The sequence below is a fragment of the Aristophania vespae genome, assembly GCF_009906835.1.
In the GTDB taxonomy this organism is placed as follows: Bacteria; Pseudomonadota; Alphaproteobacteria; order Acetobacterales; family Acetobacteraceae; genus Aristophania; species Aristophania vespae.
The window spans coordinates 638,487-659,703 of sequence record NZ_CP047652.1 but is presented as its reverse complement, the minus strand read 5'-3'; the positions used below and the strand labels follow the sequence as shown (position 1 = coordinate 659,703).

14 protein-coding genes, 1 tRNA gene and 1 pseudogene are annotated in these 21,217 nt (G+C 43.6%); 5 read left to right on the top strand and 11 right to left on the bottom strand.

All coding sequences use genetic code 11. The annotated features are described in order from the left end of the window. Positions 1-187: 187 nt before the first annotated feature. The 7 genes from GT348_RS02975 to uvrB form a co-directional block, all read right to left on the bottom strand. Positions 188-1,120, bottom strand: a complete 933-nt coding sequence (locus GT348_RS02975; protein WP_236646602.1) for a heme o synthase — start codon at positions 1,118-1,120, stop codon at positions 188-190. A gap of 36 nt (positions 1,121-1,156) precedes the next feature. After that, positions 1,157-2,386 (bottom strand): cbb3-type cytochrome c oxidase subunit I, encoded by a 1,230-nt coding sequence (locus tag GT348_RS02970; RefSeq protein ID WP_236646566.1) that lies wholly within the window; start codon positions 2,384-2,386, stop codon positions 1,157-1,159. A gap of 128 nt (positions 2,387-2,514) precedes the next feature. Further along, a complete protein-coding gene (locus tag GT348_RS02965; protein ID WP_160618444.1) occupies positions 2,515-3,159 on the bottom strand; it encodes a class I SAM-dependent methyltransferase in 645 nt (214 codons plus the stop codon). 459 nt (positions 3,160-3,618) lie between these two features. Next, positions 3,619-4,605, bottom strand: a complete 987-nt coding sequence (gshB, locus tag GT348_RS02960) for a glutathione synthase (protein WP_160618443.1) — start codon at positions 4,603-4,605, stop codon at positions 3,619-3,621. A gap of 25 nt (positions 4,606-4,630) precedes the next feature. Next, positions 4,631-5,122 carry a transcription elongation factor GreB gene (greB, locus tag GT348_RS02955; RefSeq protein WP_408865155.1) on the bottom strand — a complete coding sequence of 164 codons (492 nt, stop codon included), beginning with the start codon at positions 5,120-5,122 and terminating at the stop codon, positions 4,631-4,633. Beyond that, entirely contained in the window at positions 5,119-6,063 is a 945-nt protein-coding gene (locus tag GT348_RS02950; RefSeq protein WP_236646565.1) for an aldose 1-epimerase, read from the bottom strand. Before GT348_RS02950 ends, greB begins: the two co-directional genes overlap by 4 nt. Positions 6,064-6,253: 190 nt before the next feature. Continuing rightward, positions 6,254-8,392: an excinuclease ABC subunit UvrB gene (gene uvrB, locus GT348_RS02945; protein WP_160618441.1), complete on the bottom strand. Its 2,139-nt coding sequence runs from the start codon at positions 8,390-8,392 to the stop codon at positions 6,254-6,256. A gap of 122 nt (positions 8,393-8,514) precedes the next feature. On the opposite strand from uvrB, the gene GT348_RS02940 reads away from it, so the two are divergent. Further along, positions 8,515-8,886, top strand: a complete 372-nt coding sequence (locus GT348_RS02940; protein ID WP_160618440.1) for a hypothetical protein — start codon at positions 8,515-8,517, stop codon at positions 8,884-8,886. Between the two features lie 228 nt (positions 8,887-9,114). Here the strand turns inward: GT348_RS02940 and GT348_RS02935 are convergent, their stop codons facing one another. From GT348_RS02935 to GT348_RS02920, 4 genes and pseudogenes are all read right to left on the bottom strand, one after another. Next, positions 9,115-10,482, bottom strand: coding sequence for an ABC1 kinase family protein (locus tag GT348_RS02935; protein ID WP_160618439.1), 1,368 nt, complete (start codon positions 10,480-10,482; stop codon positions 9,115-9,117). 13 nt (positions 10,483-10,495) lie between these two features. Further along, positions 10,496-12,331, bottom strand: coding sequence for a M3 family oligoendopeptidase (locus tag GT348_RS02930; RefSeq protein ID WP_160618438.1), 1,836 nt, complete (start codon positions 12,329-12,331; stop codon positions 10,496-10,498). Positions 12,332-12,406: 75 nt separating this feature from the next. Continuing rightward, positions 12,407-16,920, bottom strand: a pseudogene (gltB, locus tag GT348_RS02925) (glutamate synthase large subunit). Next, on the bottom strand, positions 16,920-18,335 hold the full coding sequence (locus GT348_RS02920) for an NAD(P)-dependent oxidoreductase (RefSeq protein ID WP_160618437.1): 1,416 nt from the start codon (positions 18,333-18,335) through the stop codon (positions 16,920-16,922). Before GT348_RS02920 ends, gltB begins: the two are co-directional and overlap by 1 nt. Before the next feature lie 351 nt (positions 18,336-18,686). Here GT348_RS02920 and GT348_RS02915 point away from each other — a divergent pair. From GT348_RS02915 to lptC, 4 genes are all read left to right on the top strand, one after another. Further along, positions 18,687-18,773, top strand: a tRNA-Leu gene (locus GT348_RS02915). 59 nt (positions 18,774-18,832) lie between these two features. Continuing rightward, on the top strand, positions 18,833-19,480 hold the full coding sequence (locus tag GT348_RS02910) for a ribonuclease D (RefSeq protein WP_160618436.1): 648 nt from the start codon (positions 18,833-18,835) through the stop codon (positions 19,478-19,480). Between the two features lie 11 nt (positions 19,481-19,491). Then, positions 19,492-20,469 carry a KpsF/GutQ family sugar-phosphate isomerase gene (locus GT348_RS02905; protein WP_160618435.1) on the top strand — a complete coding sequence of 326 codons (978 nt, stop codon included), beginning with the start codon at positions 19,492-19,494 and terminating at the stop codon, positions 20,467-20,469. Next, entirely contained in the window at positions 20,466-21,155 is a 690-nt protein-coding gene (lptC, locus tag GT348_RS02900; RefSeq protein WP_236646564.1) for an LPS export ABC transporter periplasmic protein LptC, read from the top strand. Before GT348_RS02905 ends, lptC begins: the two co-directional genes overlap by 4 nt. Positions 21,156-21,217 lie beyond the last annotated feature (62 nt).

Genomic DNA, 21,217 nt, shown 5'->3' with positions numbered 1-21,217 from the left:
AGGCCCCATCATGCGGGGCCTTTTTGCAAAAACAGAACAAGTTTACCCTAAATGAAAAACACAAAAAACACTTAGCAGAGCCGGGACAGAGCAATATTAAAAAGAGCCAGGGCAATAATCAAAAGCCCTATTACTATTCCCAAAAGCCGACTTATTCTGCGACGTGTTGACAGATCATGCTCGCTCATCATGATAACAACATCCTATCAATAAGCAGGGCGCTAAAGAGGAAGAATAGATAAGCCAAAGAATATCTAAATGCAAAACGCGCCGGTTTATCCGCAGTTAAGCTAACCCCTTTTTCGTCCTGTTGGTCAAGAAGAACTTTTAACGCAAACAAAATAAAACCACCATCAAGCAGTAAAGCAGAGACAGTATAAAACCACCCACATTGCCCAACAGCGCTTGGTACTAATGATACAACAGTGAGTATTAATGTATATATAAAAATATTCCACCGTGTATAACGAGCCCCTTTTATGACAGGTAGCATAGGAATACCTGCCCGGTCATAATCTTTACAAGCATAAAGCGAAAGGGACCAGAAATGAGGTGGAGTCCATAAAAAAACAATTGCAAACATGGCTATCGGCAGCACATCAAGCGAATTCATTGTTGCTGCCCACCCAATCATGGGCGGGAACGCACCAGCTGCACCACCAATTACAATATTTTGAGGTGTGCGGCGTTTAAGCCACATTGTATAAACCACACCGTAAAAAAAGATCGAAAAAGCAAGAATAAAGGCTGCCAAAAGATTAGTAGCAAACCACAGCATCAGCACAGAAATAACAGAAAGAACAATTGCAAAAATTAATGTGCTTTCAGGAGATACACGCCCAGATGGCACCGGTCTTACTGACGTGCGCTTCATCACTGCATCTATATCGCGGTCATACCACATATTAATAGCCCCTGCCGCTCCGGCACCAAGGCAAATACATGTAATGGTAATAAGACCAATCATAAAAGACGGTTGATGGGGGGCAACGGCCATACCCGCCCATCCTGTAAACACAACTAAAGAAATAACGCGTGGCTTCAATAAGCTCACCCATTCTTTAAGTGAGGCATCTCCATCCTGCCCCTCAATTTTAAAAAGCTCTTTCAAACGAGCTATATAAGATAGTGAGCTTACAGAGTGTGCCACAGTTTTTCAGCCTTTCGGAAAGGACCTTTGTAAAGAAATAATTTGCTTTTTCTTAATTATAAAGCAGGCCTGAAAACCCAATATACTAAAGCCCAGTAAGCTAATGCCGGCCAAAGTAATAGCAAGCCACTGAATTTGAGGCACCATAAAACAGAGCATTGCAGATAATGTGAGAAAAGCATGAGCAATGCCAGCTTGTGTAAAGCTTTTGGACATCTCAGAAAATAGCTGAGAGAGCCAGGCATAGAACCCAGCACAGAGCGCCATAACACTACCAAATATGATGGCCTGATGGCCGTGGCTTATATCTCCCAGCACAGATAATGCTGTATATGAAGGTGGAATAAAAAGTGAGCACATTCCCCCCAAAAATAGCAAAATCATAGCATTAAGAGCCCAGAATGGAGCAGCGCCACGCTTGAATGAAGCATTCCATAGAGAGCTGCACAGACAGGCCAGAAAAACCATTGCAGGCACAATCTGAGATAAAGGCATAATATAATTCAGGAAACCATGCGGCAAAGCACAAAATAGCGTCTGAATCCATAAAGTCGGTGCAACCAGACCGATAATACCCATTATATAAGGGGCTAATTTTATTGTTAAATTTTCTTTAAAAGGCGAAAGAGCTTCCGCCACTACTCCAAGAGCAGGCAAAAGTAAAAAGCTCATTTCGGGAATTTTGAAAAATAACATCAGAGAATATGCTGAGTTAAAGTCAATTTTCCCTTTAACAATAAGAGCCAATATTATAGGCGCCATAAGAAGCAGGCTAATAGCACTGAAAAGAAAAGACCACACTATTGGTGAAAGCTGCCTAAATTTTTTCACACGCTCTTCTAAAATTGTCGCAATAAGATCAATCGACAATGCAACCATGGATATAGACCACAAAATCAGGCCCAAAACTGGCACTAAAGGAAGAATAATAACGCTTATAGCCAATAACAGCCATGCTATTAAGGAGGCTACAGGGAGCGCCATTTTCTGCGCTCCTAATGACTGCGGCAAAAGCCAGTAAGCCATGCCTCCTAAAATACCGGGTGTAATAACAAAAAAGGCCATAAGCAGCATATGGCTAACGACTATCCCAGAACTAGGCCTAATTTCTATAAAAGGAAGCATCATAGCGCCGCCTAATAATCCCGCAAATAAAGCCAATATCAAAAAAGCTGCGCCTATAAGGCTATCGCGGGTGAAAAAAAACTTAGGGTATTTCTTTGAATAGTCGATCATACTCGATCTCTAAATTACTCACCAGAAACGTTTCTCACAAAGAAAAACGTTTCTACGCCCTTTAAAAAGGCTAGTGACACATAAACTGACAGTTTTTTCTAAAAAAACTACGCCAGTCTTTTAACTCTTTATTGAGGTAATGTCACGAGGGTAAAAAGTCCAGCAGGTGGCACAGGCATAATTGTCGCTTTTTGCAAATCCTGCTCTGAAAGTAAGTTTTCCAAAGCGAAATCTGGGTGCCACCCTAATGCCTTGGAAGCTGTTGCCATAAGCTGCTCTATTTTTAGCCTAAAACCTCCCTGAGCAAGAAAGTGATTTACAAAAAGGATATGACCGCCAGGTTTGACGACTCTTTTTAATTCTTCAAGCAAAACTTTAGGATGCGGTGCGACCGAAGCAACGAACATGGCAACAGCAATATCAAAACTATCATTTTGAAAGCTAATCGCTTCTGCATCCATTTCAAGGAGGTCATCTACATTATGCAGCTCAGCATTAATAACACGCTGGCGGGCTTTTTTAAGCATATCTTTGGAAAGATCTATGCCTGTGATTTGTTTGTCGCGATTATATAAGGGCAAAGCCAATCCGGTGCCCACACCAACTTCCAGCACTTTTTTCCCTGGCAGGGAATTTACAGCAGCAACAGCTCTACGCCGCCCAAAAGCTGAAACTCCACCAAAAACTGTATCATACACCCCTGCCCAGCGCCGATAAGCCTCTTTTACGCTTTCAGCATCAAGAGCATTCCGAGGTTGATTGGAAGACTTCATAGACCACCCGACCTTATTATCTCTGCCCTATAACAAGAGGGCTTGTATCAGCGCTATTACGCTCATCCATATTTCGTTCTTGCCCCTCAGATGATCCGCCTGGCAAGATTGACGTGATATAATTTAATGAAATAGTGTGATTGCAAAGTAAACCTATAGAAGTAAAGGGAAGAAAACATTTTTCACTTTTCTTTTTTAAATTTTGCTATTGGTATGGTTACCTTTTTAGCATGGGGTGGTCTGGCTTTTGTCCACTATAAAAGTCGTATAATTCCTTGGTTTATCAACCGTTTTACACGTGATAAAACTCCGACCGAGCTACAACAGGATGGCAAGGATATCACCATTTCTCTCCCTCTAAAATATGATGACCTTCGCCCCCCTAAGGAAGAGAAGGCATCCGAGGACGACTCCTGATAGACTCTATTTTGGGCAAAAATTATATTTCTTTATTTCTGCTTAAAGCTTTTTCTCTATCGCATTCCAGATCAGGGCGGCGCTGTTAATTCCATCAAAGCGATCAAGCTCCTGTAAACCTGTTGGCGAGGTAACATTGATTTCCGTCAACCAGTCACCAATCACATCAATGCCAGTAAATATCAGCCCATTATTTTTCAAATATGGCCCAATTTCCTCACAGATTTCTTGATCTCTCTTTGTCAGATCAACACGCTCTGCCCGACCACCAACATGCATGTTTGAGCGAGCTTCTCCCATTGCAGGCACGCGGTTGATGGCGCCAATAGGCTCACCATCGACTAAAATAATGCGTTTATCACCTTTGCGGACTGCTGCTTCGTAACGTTGCACCATCAAAGGCTCTCTGGAGTGGAAGAAATGAGCCTCTAAAAGAGAACTGAAATTTTCATCATCAGCTTTAACGCGAAATATACCAGCACCACCATTACCAAAAAGCGGCTTTAAGATAATATCCTTATGAGCCTTTCTAAAAGAGGCTATCGCGTCTTTATCCCACGTTATGAGAGTAGGCGGCATTAAATGCGGAAAGTGTGTAACCAGTAATTTTTCAGGAGCATTACGCACGGCAGCGGGGTCATTAACTACCAGTGTCTTGCCCTCACCTACACCGTGAACATGCTCTAATAAATGAGTTGCCGTGATATAACCCATGTCAAACGGAGGGTCCTGGCGCATGAGTACGATATCAGTCTGGCCAAGATCTATCAGCTCAGTGGCACCAAAGTGAGCATGGTCACCCAAAACTGCTTGCACTTTTACCTGACGGGCTTTTGCTTGAAGCCTGCCCTGACCTGCAATATTTTTCCCTTCAGTTAAAGCCAAAGACGTCGGATGATATTCATATAACTCGTAATGACGACGCTGTGCCTCTAACATTAACGCAAAGGTGGAATCCCCTTTAATGTTCACCCCCTCTAATGGGTCCATCTGGACTGCAACGCGAAGAGATGGTGAATGGGATGCCATGGCCTTATTTCCTCTAAAATAACAATCAGTCTGGGTACGTTATCGAAGTTATTTCTATTAGTACAGGGCCTGAAGGTGTTTGCAAAGTCACTTCATCACCAACACGTGCCCGCATTAATGCTCTTGCAATAGGTGAAACTAGGCTAACCTCTCCCCTTTCGAGAGAGGATTCATCAACACCTAATAAAGTAACCTTATGATCATGGTCATTTTCATCGACGTAACAAACTGTGGCGCCAAAAAAAACCCGCTCACGATTTGTTTGCTGCGAGGGGTCAACAATAATTGCCTCGTCAAGGCGTTTTGTTAAAAATCGCAGGCGACGGTCGATCTCCCTTAAACGCCTTTTTCCATATTGATAATCGGCATTTTCAGAACGATCTCCATTACTAGCAGCCCATGAAACAATTTCTACAATTTGAGGGCGCTCAATTTGTGAAAGATGCTTCAGCTCGGCCCGCATTGCCTCCGCCCCTTTGGGAGAGAGATAACGCTTTAAAGATGGTTTTTCCATTATGTCGTTTTTTTTCTTCTGGACGTTTGCACATTTTCAAGAATTTCAAAAGAAATTGTCCCTCCCATACGTTTACCGGGGGACAAAACATGCAGACCTCTTTCAACAATTTCAGGGTGGTTAATAGCATCCGTCATCATTGTAACAGGTTCAATAGCTACAAAATCACTCTCTTTAGGAGAAAAAATAACAAGGTGACTAAATACAGGATCCGCTTTGACCATGACTGAAGGATTATTATCGCCTCTGTTAAGAATAATATCCCCCTCCCATCCACTATAAACATGATCAAAGTCACGTTCATAAAAGTGATTTGGTTTTGAGAAAGACCACTCGTCTTTATTCTCTATCAACTCAAGAGGAAGGCCGTCTTCTGTCATAAGCCAGAGATTATCTGCCTTAAAAGACAAAGTGGAAGCTGGATCACATTTTATAAAAGGATGAAAGCCAAATCCAACAGGCTGATCAATCTGGTCACGATTTTCAATGACGAGGCTGATCTCTAGTTTTTTCTCAAACAATTGATAAACCAGGGTGGCTCGGTAAGCAAAAGGCCAGTGAGGGTCAGATTTTTCGTTATTATCAGGTTTAAAATCAAATGTTAAAATGGCGTGAGAGTCAGTTTTATGTGACAATTTCCAGGGATTTTCCCAACTATTACCGTGTATAGCATGAGGACAACCTACCATATTAGGCGATAATTGGTAATCACGATGCCCAAAAGAAAAACGCCCCTGATCAATACGATTGGAATAAGGGAAAAGGGGATATCCCGCAATGAGAGCCCCTTTTTGAGCTGCTAAATTTTCATTCTCACAGGGATAAAAAATCTCTCTCTGGTCACTTTGCCAGCTACCAATAGCTCCGCCTCTTTCAGGCAAAAGCGTAAGACGCGCGTTACCCTTTTTAAGCTCAATTATGTGAGTAACTTCGGTCTCTGTCACGATTTAATCCCTTTTCTTACGACCACGCTATTTTTTCAGGTCCTAAATTTTTATTCTCACAAGGGTCGAAAATTTCTCTCCAGTCACTCTGTCAGCCAACAATAGCTCCACTTTTTTCAAGAAAAAACGTGAGAGGTGCGTTACCCTTTTTAAGCTTAATTATGTGAGCAACTCCGGTCTCTGTCACGATTTAATCTCTTTTCTTACGGCCACGCTGCTTTTTTTGAGGTGCCAGCTTTAAAGCATGGGAGAAATTTGTTTTATCTAACTGTGAAACTGGAATACCCAGTTCTTCGGATTCACGCCGATAAATCTCATCACGGAGTTTGGCCGCTTTTTCAAAGTCGAGCTCTGAAGCCGCCTGACGCATCTCTTTGCGTAATGTATCAAGTGATATTTTACTATCTTTTTCAACATCTTTTTCATGTGCAAGAGCTATTTCTTCAGTGTGGATTGAGTCTGCAATTCGACTTTTTACCGTCTGGGGCGTAATGCCGTGAGCCTCATTCCAGGCAATTTGTTTTTCACGCCGGCGTGCTGTCTCTTCAATTGCGTAACGCAAACTATCAGTCATTTTATCAGCATAAAGAATAACACGCCCCTCAATATTCCGCGCAGCGCGGCCAATTGTCTGGATGAGAGACGTTCTGGAACGCAAAAATCCTTCTTTATCAGCATCTAAAATAGCAACAAGTGCGCATTCGGGAATATCAAGCCCCTCACGCAACAAGTTAATGCCCACAAGCACATCAAACGTGCCTAAACGGAGGTCACGTATAATTTCGATACGCTCCAATGTATCAATATCAGAATGAAGATAACGTACTCTCACCCCATTTTCTGAAAGATATTCTGTTAACTCCTCTGACATTTTTTTTGTCAGCGTTGTTACAAGAACCCTCCCCTTTTCTTTTATCGTTTGCTTCACCTCATGCAGCAAATCATCAACCTGTCCTTCAACCGGACGCACGATTGTCACAGGGTCAATTAAGCCTGTTGGCCTAATAATCTGTTCTGCAAAAGCACCTCCGGTTTGTTCCATTTCCCACGGTCCTGGTGTGGCTGAAACAAAAATGGTTTGAGGTCTGAACGCATCCCACTCAGAAAAAGAGAGCGGTCTATTATCTAAACAAGATGGCAGCCGGAAACCGTAATTTGATAAAGTTTCCTTCCGGGCGTGATCTCCTCGCTCCATACCCCCAATTTGGGGCACAGCAACGTGGCTTTCATCAATCATAAGCAGAGCATCTTCGGGCAAATACTCAAAAAGCGTTGGAGGTGGATCGCCTGGCCGGCGCCCCGTCAAATAGCGAGAATAATTTTCAATACCTTTACAAACGCCAGTTGTTTCCAGCATTTCAAGGTCAAAATTCGTGCGCTGTTGCAAACGCTCGGCTTCGAGAAGTTTCCCTTCTTCATTATAGAGTTTAAGCCGCTCATCGAGTTCTTTTTGAATGCCCTCCATAGCCTGGTTAAGTGTAGGACGTGGCGTTACATAGTGAGAATTTGCGTATAAAGTGACTTCTTCTAATTCTGCTGTCTTTTGCCCAGTAAGTGGATCAAATTCAGAAATAGATTCAATATCATCTCCAAATAGACTGATGCGCCAGGCTCTATCTTCATTTTGAACGGGGAAAATATCAATCTGCTCACCCCGAACACGAAAACAGCCACGCTCAAAAGCGAGGTCATTACGGACATATTGAAGCTCTACCAGCGAGCGAATAAGAGAGTCTCGCTCTATAGTTCCGCCAACTTCCAAATGCACCGTCATAGCAGCATAAAGCTCTGGAGAGCCAATACCATAAATACAAGAAACAGATGCCACTATAACAACGTCATTGCGCTCTAGCAGAGCCTGCGTTGCCGCGTGGCGCATACGGTCTATATGCTCGTTACGTTGGCTGTCTTTTTCAATAAATGTATCTGAGCGCGGCACATAAGCTTCTGGCTGATAATAGTCATAGTAAGAGACAAAATATTCAACCGCATTATCAGGGAAAAACTGTTTCATTTCCCCATAAAGCTGAGCAGCCAGAGTTTTGTTAGGCGCCATTATAAGGGTAGGACGCTGAACGGCTTCGATAACCTTTGCCATCGTAAAAGTTTTACCCGAACCTGTAACACCTAAAAGCACCTGATCACGCTCCTGTGCCTCCAGCCCTTTTACAAGTTCTTTTATAGCTTGTGGCTGATCGCCTGATGGCTCATAATCAGAGCGCACAACAAGGCGCCTTGTTTTAGGCTTGATTGGTTGCCTTTCAGGAAAAAAATCCGTCTGGCGGGGCGCAATTATTTTTTTACGGGTGCGGGATTTTTTTGCAGTCATCTAGTCAAAGATGGGGATAAAAAAAACTCTATGCAAGTTCTATTTGGCTTATATTCCTCTTCTTAACAAAATGAATGTTATATTTCTTTTCATCGCAGTTTTTGAGTGAGGATCACATTCTTATGGACCTTAAAAACATTTCACAAAGCTACTCTCAATTTAATGATCAAATTCAAGATGGATTTCAAAAATTAGAAAACCTTCTAAACAAGCTTCAAGATGCTTCTAGTCAGGGTAATCAAAAGGCCCAGGAATGGTCTCAGGATCTGCACAGCATCGCCGAAAGTTTCAAAGGCGGCCATAGTGAAATTGGCAATTTTTTAGAGCAGATCCAAGGATTTTTGGGCGGAAATGAAAATCAGGAAGAAGGACAGGACCGCCATTCTGGCCTTTCAAGCCTTTTAGACACATTTCTTTCAAGTGGGTCTGACAAAAAAGGCGGTAATAACGAAAACCTTGTAGGAGATCTTCTGAACAAGTTTTTGAAAAAATAAAATCTCTCTATAATAGCCACTTACTAAATATTAGAGCGTGCTGGTTTTACATCAGCACGCTCTAAAACGTCTTTGTAACGTAGAGCTAAAGCATCCAGATTTTAAATATTATCTGACATTTATAAACATTCAAAGCCAGTTCAGTCACGCTTCAAATCGCAAGAATTTGGCAGAAAATCTCGTGAACTGACTTTTAAAAAATGGAATTTCCCTCGTAATAACTATTTATTAAATATTAGAGCGTGTTGGTTTTACGCCGGCTCGTTCCAAAACTTCTCTTTGACGCGAAGCTAAAGCATCTACGCTAAAACCTTCAATAAGCTCCATAAACATTTTATGCCAGTTCAGTCGCGCGCCAAGGCGTAAAAAGGCACTTCCCAAACCTATGGCAGAACGGTCCATCATGACAAATTCTCTTGGCAGGGTAACACCCCCTGTACGTTTTAAACCGTCATATACTTTTTCTAGGGTTGCACGAGCTTCGGCAGGGTCGTTACTTTCCTGCATAGAGCATTCCTGGTCTGTCATGAGGGGGCGATAGAAAAAACGTGCCCACTCATTGAGAACTTTCACCGTTTCACGCGAAAGATTGCGAAAGCCCCAATCCTGATAAGCCTCATAAGCGCCCTCTTCATCATCTTCCTGTAACGCTTTAAAAAGACTGACGACACCGCCCACAAAACGTGGCGAAAACACACGAACAGAGCCAAAATCTAGCAGATTAATCCCGTCATCTTCCCTGATTGTAAAATTACCCATGTGAGGATCACCATGAATAATTCCAAAATGATAAACAGGGCGGTACCAGGCGTAAAATAAGCCACGCGCTATATTATTACGCTGCTCCTGAGATAAATTACTCTCCAGAACAGTCCTCATAGACCGTCCCTGCACCCACTCCATAGTCAAAAGCCGCGTCGTGGTCAGCTCTGAAATGGGTTCTGGGACAGTGACATCCGAAATACCTTTGAGCATAAGGCGGTAAAGCCTCAGATGACTGGCTTCTCGGTGGTAATCAAGCTCTTCGCGCATGCGCTCAGCCAGCTCGACATAAACTTCGTCCTGGCGAATCGTATTTCCAAAAAAACCATAAACACCCAAAACAGTTCTTAACTGTCTCAAGTCGCTTTCCATAGCGCCCTGCATACCAGGATATTGCAGTTTGCACGCTACTTCCTGCCCACTATTCAACACAGCCCGATGAACCTGCCCTAAAGAGGCGGCTGCAACAGCTTCATGACTAAAAGAGCGAAAATGGCTTTCCCAGTTTCCACCCAGCTCTGCCCTCATACGACGCTGGACAAAACTCCATCCCATTGGAGGCGCATTTGACTGAAGATGGGCAAGTTCGTCGGCATATTCTTCAGGCAAAGCGCCAGGGATTGTAGAAAGAAGCTGTGCCCCTTTCATCAAAGGGCCTTTAAGATTGCCTAAAGCAAGGCGCAGCCCTTCAGCATGGCTTTCTTTATCAGATTTAAATCCAAATTTATGGCCTGCCAAACGAGCAGCCACTCCGCCCATTGCTCCAGACGCGCGAACGACACGTCCGACATTGTCGATAAAACCGGTTTTATCGAGATCACGTTCACGTGCCATTATAATGCTCCTTTTAAGCAGGGTCAGCTTCAAGCTGATCTATGAGGCTGCTAATCACATCCAACCCTTTATGCCAAAAAGCTGGATCACCTGCATCAAGACCAAATGGGGCTAAAAGTTCTTTATGGCGGAGTGTACCGCCCGCTGCGAGCATATTTTTATATTTTTCAGCAAAACCTTCGGGACGCTCACGGTAAACACCATACAGCGCATTTACTAAACAATCTCCAAATGCATAGGCATATACATAAAAAGGAGAGTGAATAAAGTGCGGAATATATGACCAGTATAAATCATAATCAGATGTAAAATTAAAAGCTGGCCCTAAGCTACGTTCCTGCACTTCGCGCCATAACTGGCCAATATGCTCTGCAGACACCTCGCCTTTTTGTCGCTCCTGATGGAGCTTAACTTCAAATTGATAGAAAGCAACTTGCCTTACTACCGTATTGAGCATGTCTTCAACTTTTGACGCAATTAAATGGCGTTTCCGTTCAGGTGATTTTTCTTGTTCCAAGAGTGACTGGAATGTCAGCATTTCTCCAAAGACGGACGCTGTTTCTGCTAAAGTCAGGGGGGTAGATGAGCGCAAATAACCTTGTGATTGTGCTGCCAAAATCTGATGAATGCCGTGCCCCATTTCATGGGCCAAAGTCATAACATCACGTGCACGCCCATGATAATTCATTAAAAGATAAGGATGGACCGAGGGCACAACGGGATGAGCAAAAGCCCCCGAAGATTTGCCTGGCACTGCAGCAGCATCAATCCAGGGATTGTCTAAAAATTTTCCTGCATATGATCCCATCTCTGGATCAAAATCACTATAAGCCTTACGGACAATTTTCTTTCCCTCTTCCCAGCTCATGATTTTATCATCACTTTTAGGAAGCGGAGCATTACGGTCCCAATGCTCTAACTTATCAAGCCCCAGCCACTTTGCCTTGAGGCTGTAATAACGGTGCGACAATTTAGAAAATGAGGAATCGACAGCTTCAACGAGCGCATCAACAACTTCATCTTCAACCATATTCGCACGGTTGCGACTGCTGACAGAGCGTGGATAGCCTCTCAGCTTGTCCATTGTGGCTTTATCTTTGGCTAAATTATTTGTGATCATCACAAGTAATTTCTGCTGATCTGCCAAAGATGCACTAATAGCCTGAGCAGCTTCATGCCGTTTATGCCGATCAGACTCTGTCAGGCGGTTAAAGACCTCACCTAAAGGGAGATCATCATCACCAATTTTGGCAGTCATGGCAGCCATTGTTTCGTCAAATAACCTGACCCAGGCCTGACGACCCGTTACTGACGTTTCTAATAAAACGCGTTCTACGTCATCATTTAACTGATAGGGCTTAAATACACGAAGATCACGGATAAATGGTTCCCATTTTGCAAGTTCTGCATCTTTATAAAGGGAATTAATAAACTCATCATCTAAGCGGTTAAGCTCTAGAGCAAAAAAGAGAAGATGAGCTGATAAGGATGTTACTTTTTCCTGAACACCCTGAGCAAAACGTCCAATTTCTGCATCAGTCGTGTGGGCAGCAAAAAGGAGCTGCGCATAAGATGCAATTTTGCCTAAGCCTTCTTCTATAGCTTCATAATCTTTTAGAGACTGAACTAGGTCTGACGCTGAAGAAACTTTTAACTGTCCCTTCCAGCGTTTTTCAAAAGATTGCGCCTCTTTTTCAAGCCGAGCAAAGTCGTCCTCAATTTTAGAATCTTGTGGGGACTGATAAAGATCGGACAAGTCCCACCGTGGTGCTGAATTTACGGCCCCCCCAGCAGATGAAGTTTTTGAAGACATAAGCGGATATGAAAAAGCAAGCTGAATATGTGTCATATATTCAGCTTACCTTGCCAGGAAGCGCGTGAAAACACTTTTTCTTACAAAAACATTACCTTTTTAACTAAAAATTTACGCTGAAAGACGCGTTAAATCTTCCTCTGCATAACCAATAATTTTGGCATAATCTTTGGGGACAATATGCCAGAATTTAGGGAGAACCTCTTCCCAATTATTGAGCAAACTAGCCGCATATTGGCTCTGAGTCTCTTCTACATGCCGCTCTACCAAACCACGAAGTTCATTTTCCCATCGAGGAGACGACACACGATTACATGTGACACTTTCTGTATTAAGGCGCGCTTCAAACTCACCATCAACATCAAACACATAGGCGGTTCCGCCCGTAAAGCCGGCACCAAAATTATTACCTACAGCACCGAGCACAACAACAGTACCACCGGTCATATATTCGCATCCATTAGACCCACAGCCTTCAATCACAGCCACGGCTCCAGAATTACGAACTGCAAATCGTTCTCCTGCCTGACCAGACGCAAAGAGTGCTCCAGAAGTTGCCCCGTAAAGTACGGTGTTGCCTATAATAGCATTTTCATATGTCAGGAGTGTCGAATTACGATTGGGGCGAATGATGATTGTTGCTCCACATAATCCTTTACCAACATAATCATTCGCATCACCCTCGACTTCTAGGCGCATACCTTTTACAGCAAAGGCCCCTAAAGACTGTCCCGCAGATCCTTTCAATGTGAGGGTTAAATGGCCTTCAGGTAGGCTGCTCATTCCAAATTTACGTGTAATAAGCGAGGAAATACGTGTTCCAATCGCACGGTGCGTATTACGTACAATATAATGAAGATGCAGCTTTTCACGACGGTCAAAAAGAGGCCGTGCATCAGCGATAATCTCAGCATCAAGTGTATCAGGCACCTCATTGCGCCCTTTACGTGTGCAATAACGCGCAAATCCACCTGTATCGGCCTGAACCAAAAGCGAATTTAAATCTAGATCATCTAGGTACTCTGCCCCACGTGAGACTTGGTGCAGCATATCAGTGCGACCAATAATTTCTTTAAGTGAACGCACACCAAGCTGGGCCAGAATATTACGCACATCCTCAGCAATAAGCGTAAATAAATTAATTACTTTTTCAGGCGAGCCTTCAAACTTTGCCCTTAAAGCTTCATCCTGAACACAAACACCAACAGGGCACGTATTAGAATGACACTGGCGCACCATGATGCACCCCATAGCAACAAGAGCAGCTGTACCAATACCAAATTCTTCAGCCCCTAACATAGCGGCTATCACTACATCACGCCCCGTTTTAATCCCCCATCGACACGAAGGGTGAGACGATGTCGCAAACGATTAAGCATAAGCACTTGATGTGCCTCACTTAAACCCATCTCCCATGGCAGGCCAGCATAATGGATAGAAGATTGAGGGCTTGCTCCTGTTCCACCAGAATGACCAGAAATTAAAATAGCATCTGCTTTGGCTTTGGCCACACCTGCGGCAATGGTGCCAATACCTGTCCGCGCAACAAGCTTTACAGTTACAGTTGCATCGGGATTAATTTGTTTAAGATCGTAAATTAACTGAGCCAAATCCTCAATTGAGTAAATGTCATGATGCGGAGGGGGCGAAATCAGGGTTACACCCGGTGTTGCATGACGTAACCGGGCAATAAGCTCTGTTACCTTAAAACCAGGAAGCTGACCGCCTTCACCAGGTTTAGCTCCCTGAGCAACTTTAATTTCTATTTCGCGGCAATTATTAAGATATTCAGCTGTAACACCAAAGCGACCAGAAGCAACCTGCTTAATTGCTGAAGAGGCATTGTCACCATTAGGGCGAGGATAGGCCCGAGCAGGATCTTCACCCCCCTCACCTGAATCTGATTTCGCACCAATCCTGTTCATGGCGATAGCCAGGGTTTCATGAGCTTCGGGGCTTAAAGCACCTAAAGATATTCCTGGTGCAACAAGATGGCGCCTAATTTGGGTAATGCCCTCAACTTCATCAACAGATATTGGCTGAGCAACGGGCTTGAACTCCAATAAATCACGTAACGATATGGGAGGTTGGGCCTCTAGCGCCTCGACATAGCGGCGATAAAGCTTATAGCTATTGGCATTTACGGCCATCTGCAACATATGCACAACAGAGGCACTAAAAGCGTGAACTTCTCCTTTTACCCGTAATTTATACCGCCCTCCAATGGGAAGCATCTCAATTTTAGAATCAGACCAGGCTTTTTGATGCGCTTTCAAAACATTACGCGCAATGCCGGGTAAACCAATACCAGAAATACGCGATGACATACCGGGAAAATATTCTGCAACTAACGCTCTGGATAGGCCAATAGCTTCAAAATTATAACCGCCCCGATAAGAAGAGACAATCGAAATGCCCGCTTTGGACATGATCTTAAGCAAGCCTTTATCTAAAGCCGTGCGGTAACGCTTCATGGCTTCATTAAGGGTCATATTTCCAAACAAGCCGCGCTTAAGTCTGTCGGCAATACAATGTTGGGTCAGCCAAGGATTAACTGTGGTAGCCCCAACGCCAATGCTGACAGCGATGCTATGCACATCAAGCACTGTTGAGCTACGGACATTGAGCGACGTAAAAGTGCGTAAAGAATAACGTACCAGGTGAATATGTACGGCAGCAGTTGCCAAAACCATCGGTAACGCTACACGATCAGCGGAGCTATGTTCATCAGTTAGGAAAATATGCGCACAGCCACCACGCACTGCGTCTTCGGCCTGATTGCAAATGGAATTGAGAGCGGATTTTAAACCTGACTGACCTGCTTCAATGGGAAAAGTACAATCTATGATAGCCCCTTGATCTCCACAAAGGGCTCTCAAGCGATCAAATTCGCCATTAGTTAAAATAGGGCTTGGAAGCTGTAATAAATCACACTGATTTGGTGATTGCGCCAAAATATTACCCAAATTTCCCAGACGCGTAACAAGACTCATAACCCTTGTTTCACGCAAGCTATCGATAGGTGGATTTGTGACCTGGCTAAAACCCTGGCGAAAATAATTACCCAAGCCCCTATAATAAGAAGAAAGAATTTGCAGAGGCGTATCGTCACCCATGGAGCCAATAGCCTCGGAACCATTGGCTACCATAGGATGCAGAATTGTTTCTAAATCTTCATAAGTACGGCTAATCGCTTTTTGGCGCTGAAAAAGCTCTGTCTCTGATAAATCACTTTCTTCTTCTGCATTGGCAATAAGAGGCTGAACGTTGCGTGTTGATTTAACCCATTTCTCAAAATTATCACGTGAAGCCAGGGCCTCTTCCAGCTCATGTGGTTTATAAAGACGCTTTTCCTGAAGATTAAGTGCCAGTGTCTGCCCTGGACCTAAGCGGCCACGCTCAATGATAATTTCATCAGGAAGGCGGACAATGCCTGTTTCAGATCCGACCACCAAAAGACCATCTCTGGTAATGCTATAACGCAAGGGGCGCAAACCAGCACGGTCAAGTCCGGCAATAACCCAGTTACCATCTGTTGCACAAATTGCCGCAGGCCCATCCCAAGGTTCCATGACAGAATAACAATAACGGTAAAATGCCTTTATTTTGGGAGAAATGGACGAACTTGCCCCTATTGAAGCAGGGATAAGCAGCGCCTTACTCATAGGCGCATCCCGACCCGCAAAAGTTAAAAGCTCGAACACATTATCAAGCGCAGCCGTGTCTGACCCTGCTGCCTGTATAACAGGCTTGAGAGAGTCCATATAAGGATCGAGATCTGGATTAGATAAGCGCGTTTCATGAGCGCGCATCCAGTTGATATTACCGGAAAGGGTATTGATTTCACCATTATGGGCAATACGGCGAAAAGGCTGCGCCAGCTTCCAGGTTGGAAACGTATTTGTTGAATAACGCTGATGATAAATAGCAAAACGTGAGACAAATCTTTTATCAAGAAGATCAGGATAAAAATCTGTCAAATTCTCTGCTAAAAACATGCCTTTATAAATAACTGAACGGCAAGATAAGGAGCAAAGGTACAAATCCAGATGGGCATTTGTCACAGCCTTTTCTATACGGCGCCGTATAATATAAAGGTTGCGCTCTAAAATATCTGCCTCATGACCCAACGCATTGCGGATCATGATTTGCTCTATCTCTGGCCGTGTTTCATTCGCTTTTTCACCAATACAGGCCGTATTAATGGGAACTTGTCGCCAACCATAGATCTCATAACCGAAATCCAGAATTTCACTTTCAATAATTTGGCGACCACGCTCCTGAGCCGCTAAATCATTACGTGGCAGAAACACCATTCCTACAGAAATGATGCCATCAATTTTACTGACACCAGTGCTATGGATTGCTTCGGCAAAGAAATCCTGTGGAATTTCTACATGTATGCCAGCACCATCCCCTGTCTTGCCATCAGCATCGACAGCTCCACGGTGCCATATGTTACTAAGGGCCTCAATGGCAGCTTCAACAACATTACGGTTTGCCTCGCCATTAAGTGATGCAATAACACCTACACCACAGGCGTCATGCTCTTGCTCAGGCGAATATACATCTTTTAAGCGCTCAAGATTTTCTTGATATTCTTTTACAAAAAGACGTGCTGACATTAGAGGGCCTCCTCTATTTCTTGAGCTGCTTGTTTAACAAGATATTTATGCATCGCCTCAGCTGCCCCACGGCCATCAGCAATGGCCCAGACTACAAGGCTTGCACCTCTGACAATATCTCCACCGGCAAATACGCCGGGAAGACTGGTCTCATAATGCTGGTCTTTCACTGAGAGCGTTTTCCAGGATGTAACAGCAAGTTTAGGTTCATTCCATTTGGAAGGTAAATCTTCGGGGTCAAAGCCTAAGGCACAAATGACCATATCGGCGTCAAGCTGAGTATGAGTTCCCGTCGGGTCAACAGCTCGCCGTCCATTGGCGTCCATGACACCCAGACGCATTTCTTTTAAGCGCACAGCTTCAACAGATTCATGACCTATAAAAGCCTCTGGAGCAGCAAGAAAATGGAATATGCCACCTTCTTCTTCCGCATTCATAACTTCTTGACGTGAACCAGGCATATTTTCGCGATCCCGGCGATAGACGCAGGTTACTTTTTGTGCCCCTTGCCGAATGGCACTTCGCACACAATCCATGGCCGTGTCGCCCCCGCCAATAACGACAACTTTTTTCCCTTTGGCATTGTAATCTGGCTCTGGATTTTCAGCCTGTATTAAAAACTCTAGAGCTTTAACAACGCCCTTCAGATCTTCACCCTGCACGTGAGCCCTACGTGCCTGATAAACCCCTGTTGCTATGAATAGCGTATCGTAACGATTTCGAATTGAATCAAAAGATAATGCTTTTGGTCCTTCACCTATTTCCTGCCCAAGATGAAAAATAACGCCCTGTTTTTTTAAAAGCTCAATTCTGCGGTCTACGATATTTTTTTCGAGCTTAAAGCCGGGTATGCCGTAACGTAACAACCCTCCCGCCTGAGCCTGACGCTCATAAATATGGACTTCATAACCTTTAGCACGCAAATTTTCTGCACATGCCAAACCGGCAGGACCAGAACCTATAATACCTACCTTTTTTCCCAGTTCATTTTCAGGGTAATTCGGTTCAACCCAACCATTTTGAAAAGCCGTTTCTGTTATAAAACGCTCTACACCCCCAATTGTAACGCTCTCAAAACCTTTATGAATGACACAATTACCCTCACAGAGCCGATCCTGTGGGCAGATTCTGCCACAAATTTCAGGAAAACTATTGGTTGCGGACGATAAAAGATAAGCTTCTTTTAATCGATGCGTTGCAGCAAGACGTAACCAGTCTGGTATATTATTACCTAAAGGACAGTGGGCAGAACAAAAAGGGATTCCACATTGCGAACAACGTGAAGACTGCTCCTCCGCCTGAGCAATAGAAAAACCTTTATATATTTCCTTGAAATCGGCACGCCTCTTAATTGCTGGCCGTTTTGTAGGACGTTTTTGAGGTTGACTTACAAATCTAAGCATAGGCTCAGTCATAAAATTAAGTCCTCCTTTAATGCGCCCTTGAGCTGAAAACTCTATATGAGCAGACAACTAACGAGCCATAATTATGGTTTGAATGATAAAATCACTAAAGATTGCTTAAAGCAGATGACTATAATTTCATATTAAATAATAGTCAGCATTGCTTACATATTTTAAAAAATAAAACTCTTTTTAAAAATTGTAATGCTAATCACTTATAAAAATTATGTCCGTTTCGGACTTAAATATATTTTGGGCTTTATATGGCTCTTTTTATGAGTTGACGTTTTCTTATCTGACCGCTAGAGAAAACCCACCAATACCGGTTCCTCTTTTTTTAAAGAAGTTAACCGGAGTCTCTTTGCCCAGATGGCGGAATTGGTAGACGCGCAGGTTTCAGGTACCTGTGTCCGCAAGGACGTGGAAGTTCGAGTCTTCTTCTGGGCACCAAAGCATACACCGGCTTAGTCTGGTATCGGTATGTCTGTAATATTTATTTCCGGTGCATTATGAATAATCCGCAAAATCTCGTCCATCTCTATGACGGAGACTTACCGGATGGGCTAGATTTGGGCCCATTAGTTGCTATTGATACTGAGACAATGGGACTTAACCCCCATCGCGACCGTTTGTGCCTTATACAGCTTTCCAGTGGCAATGGAGAGGCACATCTTGTTCAGATCAGACCAGTTGATTTAGGCGGTAAAGGCTACGATAGTCCCAACCTTAAAGCCTTATTGCAGAATGATAAAATCACAAAATTAATGCATTTTGCACGTTTTGATGTCGCCGTTTTACAGCATGCTTTTAAAATTACAGTGTCGTCTGTCATCTGCACAAAAATAGCTGCGCGTTTAGTCTACACATTCACAGACCGTCATGGTCTTGCTTATTTATGTCGTGACTTATTAGGCGTTGATCTGTCAAAACAACAGCAAAGTTCAGATTGGGGTGCGCAAACCCTCACAGAAGCTCAAAAGACATATGCAGCTTCAGACGTACTTCATCTTCATGCCTTATGGGAAAAACTTGAAGCTTTGCTTATTCGCGAAAAACGCCGCGATTTAGCGCAAGCTTGCTATGATTTTTTACCAGCTCGTGCCAACTTGGATCTTTTAGGTTATACTGACCCGGATATTTTTTCGCATAAAGGCTGATTAGAATATCTATGTCACACTCGTCTCTTACTACGGCTCAAACTACTCTTGCCAAAGAGCGTGTAGGGCTAGAGCGACTTGAAACTGCCTTTAAAGGGCCGCTTGGCAAGGTTTTTTGCCAAGTTGTTGACCACCTTATAGCGTCTAAAGGGCGCGTGGCAGTGACGGGTGTTGGCAAATCTGGGCATATAGCCAGAAAAATCCAAACTAGTTTAGCATCAACTGGAACACCGTCTTTTTTTATCTATCCCACCGAAGCCGCCCACGGGGATTTAGGGATGATACAAAAAGACGATAATCTCCTTGCCTTTTCAACCTCTGGTGAAACAGCTGAACTTGCTCTTTTGCTCCAATATGCAAAAGTTCAGAACATTCCTCTTATTGCTGTCACGAGCAATTCAGAATCGACTCTCGCTCGTGCCTCACAATTTTGCCTATGTCTTCCTCAATCCTCTGAAGCGTGCCCAATAGGACTTGCTCCCACGACATCAAGCCTTATGCAACTTGCTTTAGGCGATGCCCTTATGTCGAGTTTACTGGCCCAAAGAGGGTTTTCTTATGAAGATTTTAGCAAGTTTCATCCCGCAGGCCAGCTTGGCGCCCGCTTAAGACCTATTAGCGATATTATGCACAAATCTAAAGAAATGCCTTTAGGAAGTGCTATTATGCCTTTGAAACAAGTTGTCATGGAAATGACACGAAAGGCTTTTGGCTGCATGGGCGTGATAGATGAAGATGGTATTTTAATCGGACTCATCGCAGATGGCGATTTAAGGCCTGCTTTATCAAAAGATCTGGAAAAGACGCTTGCAAAAGATGTCATGAATAGACATCCGGCAACAGCCAGAACTGATATGCGTGTTCAGGATGTTTTGCATTTTATGACGCACCGAGACACACCTATCAGCAGTTTATTTATTGTTGATGAAAACCACCGTCCTTTAGGTATTGTGCATTTACATGATCTTTTGCGTACTGGTGTTTTATGAGCGAAATAAAGCCCCCCCCTCCACCGCAAAGGGACGATTTTGCCAAGAAAAGCTCTGAGGAACTCTCTAAATTAAACAAATTGCGTGATGAAGCCTTTCAGAGAGTTCGTCGCCACCCCAATGCAGAGGAAATGGCTCGCCGACAGGCAAATTTAAAATTGGCACGATGGGCGCTTCCTTCTATTGCTGCCTTTATTCTAATCTCTTTAGCTGCATGGCCTGAAATTACTCACTTAATTCATCAAAATAGTGAGGTCATGAAAAATATGAAACGTTTCAGGCAGCAAAAAGGCACGATTGAGCAGGCTATTTATCGCGATATTGATGCTAAAAGCCGCCCTTATATGCTAACTTCAGAAAATGCGCAGCAAATTGGTGAAGATCGCATTAATCTCACCAAACCCAAAGCCGATATATTAATGAATAATAATGTTTGGCTGTTCATACGGGCTGATAAAGGAGTCTATATGAGACAGGAGCAAACGCTGAATCTTACTGGCCATGTTGTGCTTTATCGTAATGATGGGATCATCATTAATGGTCCGTCAGCTGATCTTGACCTTAAACAGAATGTCATTGCTACTTCTGACTGGGTACATGCTGAGGGACCTTTTGGTGTTCAGGATGCACAGGGGCTTTTCTTGACCAAAATGCTGGTACAATCCAATTTATTGGTCCAGGATTAACGACGCATTTTAACGATATAGCCCCTAAAGCAACTTCTGCTTCTTCAAAGAAAGGGACATAA

Coding starts and splice junctions, on each gene's coding strand:
- GT348_RS02920 (WP_160618437.1), bottom strand. CDS start 18,335: ATGACTGAGCCTATGCTTAGATTTGTAAGTCAACCTCAAAAACGTCCT.
- lptC (WP_236646564.1), top strand. CDS start 20,466: ATGAGCGAAATAAAGCCCCCCCCTCCACCGCAAAGGGACGATTTTGCC.
- GT348_RS02965 (WP_160618444.1), bottom strand. CDS start 3,159: ATGAAGTCTTCCAATCAACCTCGGAATGCTCTTGATGCTGAAAGCGTA.
- uvrB (WP_160618441.1), bottom strand. CDS start 8,392: ATGACTGCAAAAAAATCCCGCACCCGTAAAAAAATAATTGCGCCCCGC.
- GT348_RS02905 (WP_160618435.1), top strand. CDS start 19,492: ATGTCACACTCGTCTCTTACTACGGCTCAAACTACTCTTGCCAAAGAG.
- GT348_RS02910 (WP_160618436.1), top strand. CDS start 18,833: ATGAATAATCCGCAAAATCTCGTCCATCTCTATGACGGAGACTTACCG.
- GT348_RS02930 (WP_160618438.1), bottom strand. CDS start 12,331: ATGACACATATTCAGCTTGCTTTTTCATATCCGCTTATGTCTTCAAAA.
- GT348_RS02940 (WP_160618440.1), top strand. CDS start 8,515: ATGGACCTTAAAAACATTTCACAAAGCTACTCTCAATTTAATGATCAA.
- GT348_RS02935 (WP_160618439.1), bottom strand. CDS start 10,482: ATGGCACGTGAACGTGATCTCGATAAAACCGGTTTTATCGACAATGTC.
- gshB (WP_160618443.1), bottom strand. CDS start 4,605: ATGGCATCCCATTCACCATCTCTTCGCGTTGCAGTCCAGATGGACCCA.
- GT348_RS02970 (WP_236646566.1), bottom strand. CDS start 2,386: ATGATCGACTATTCAAAGAAATACCCTAAGTTTTTTTTCACCCGCGAT.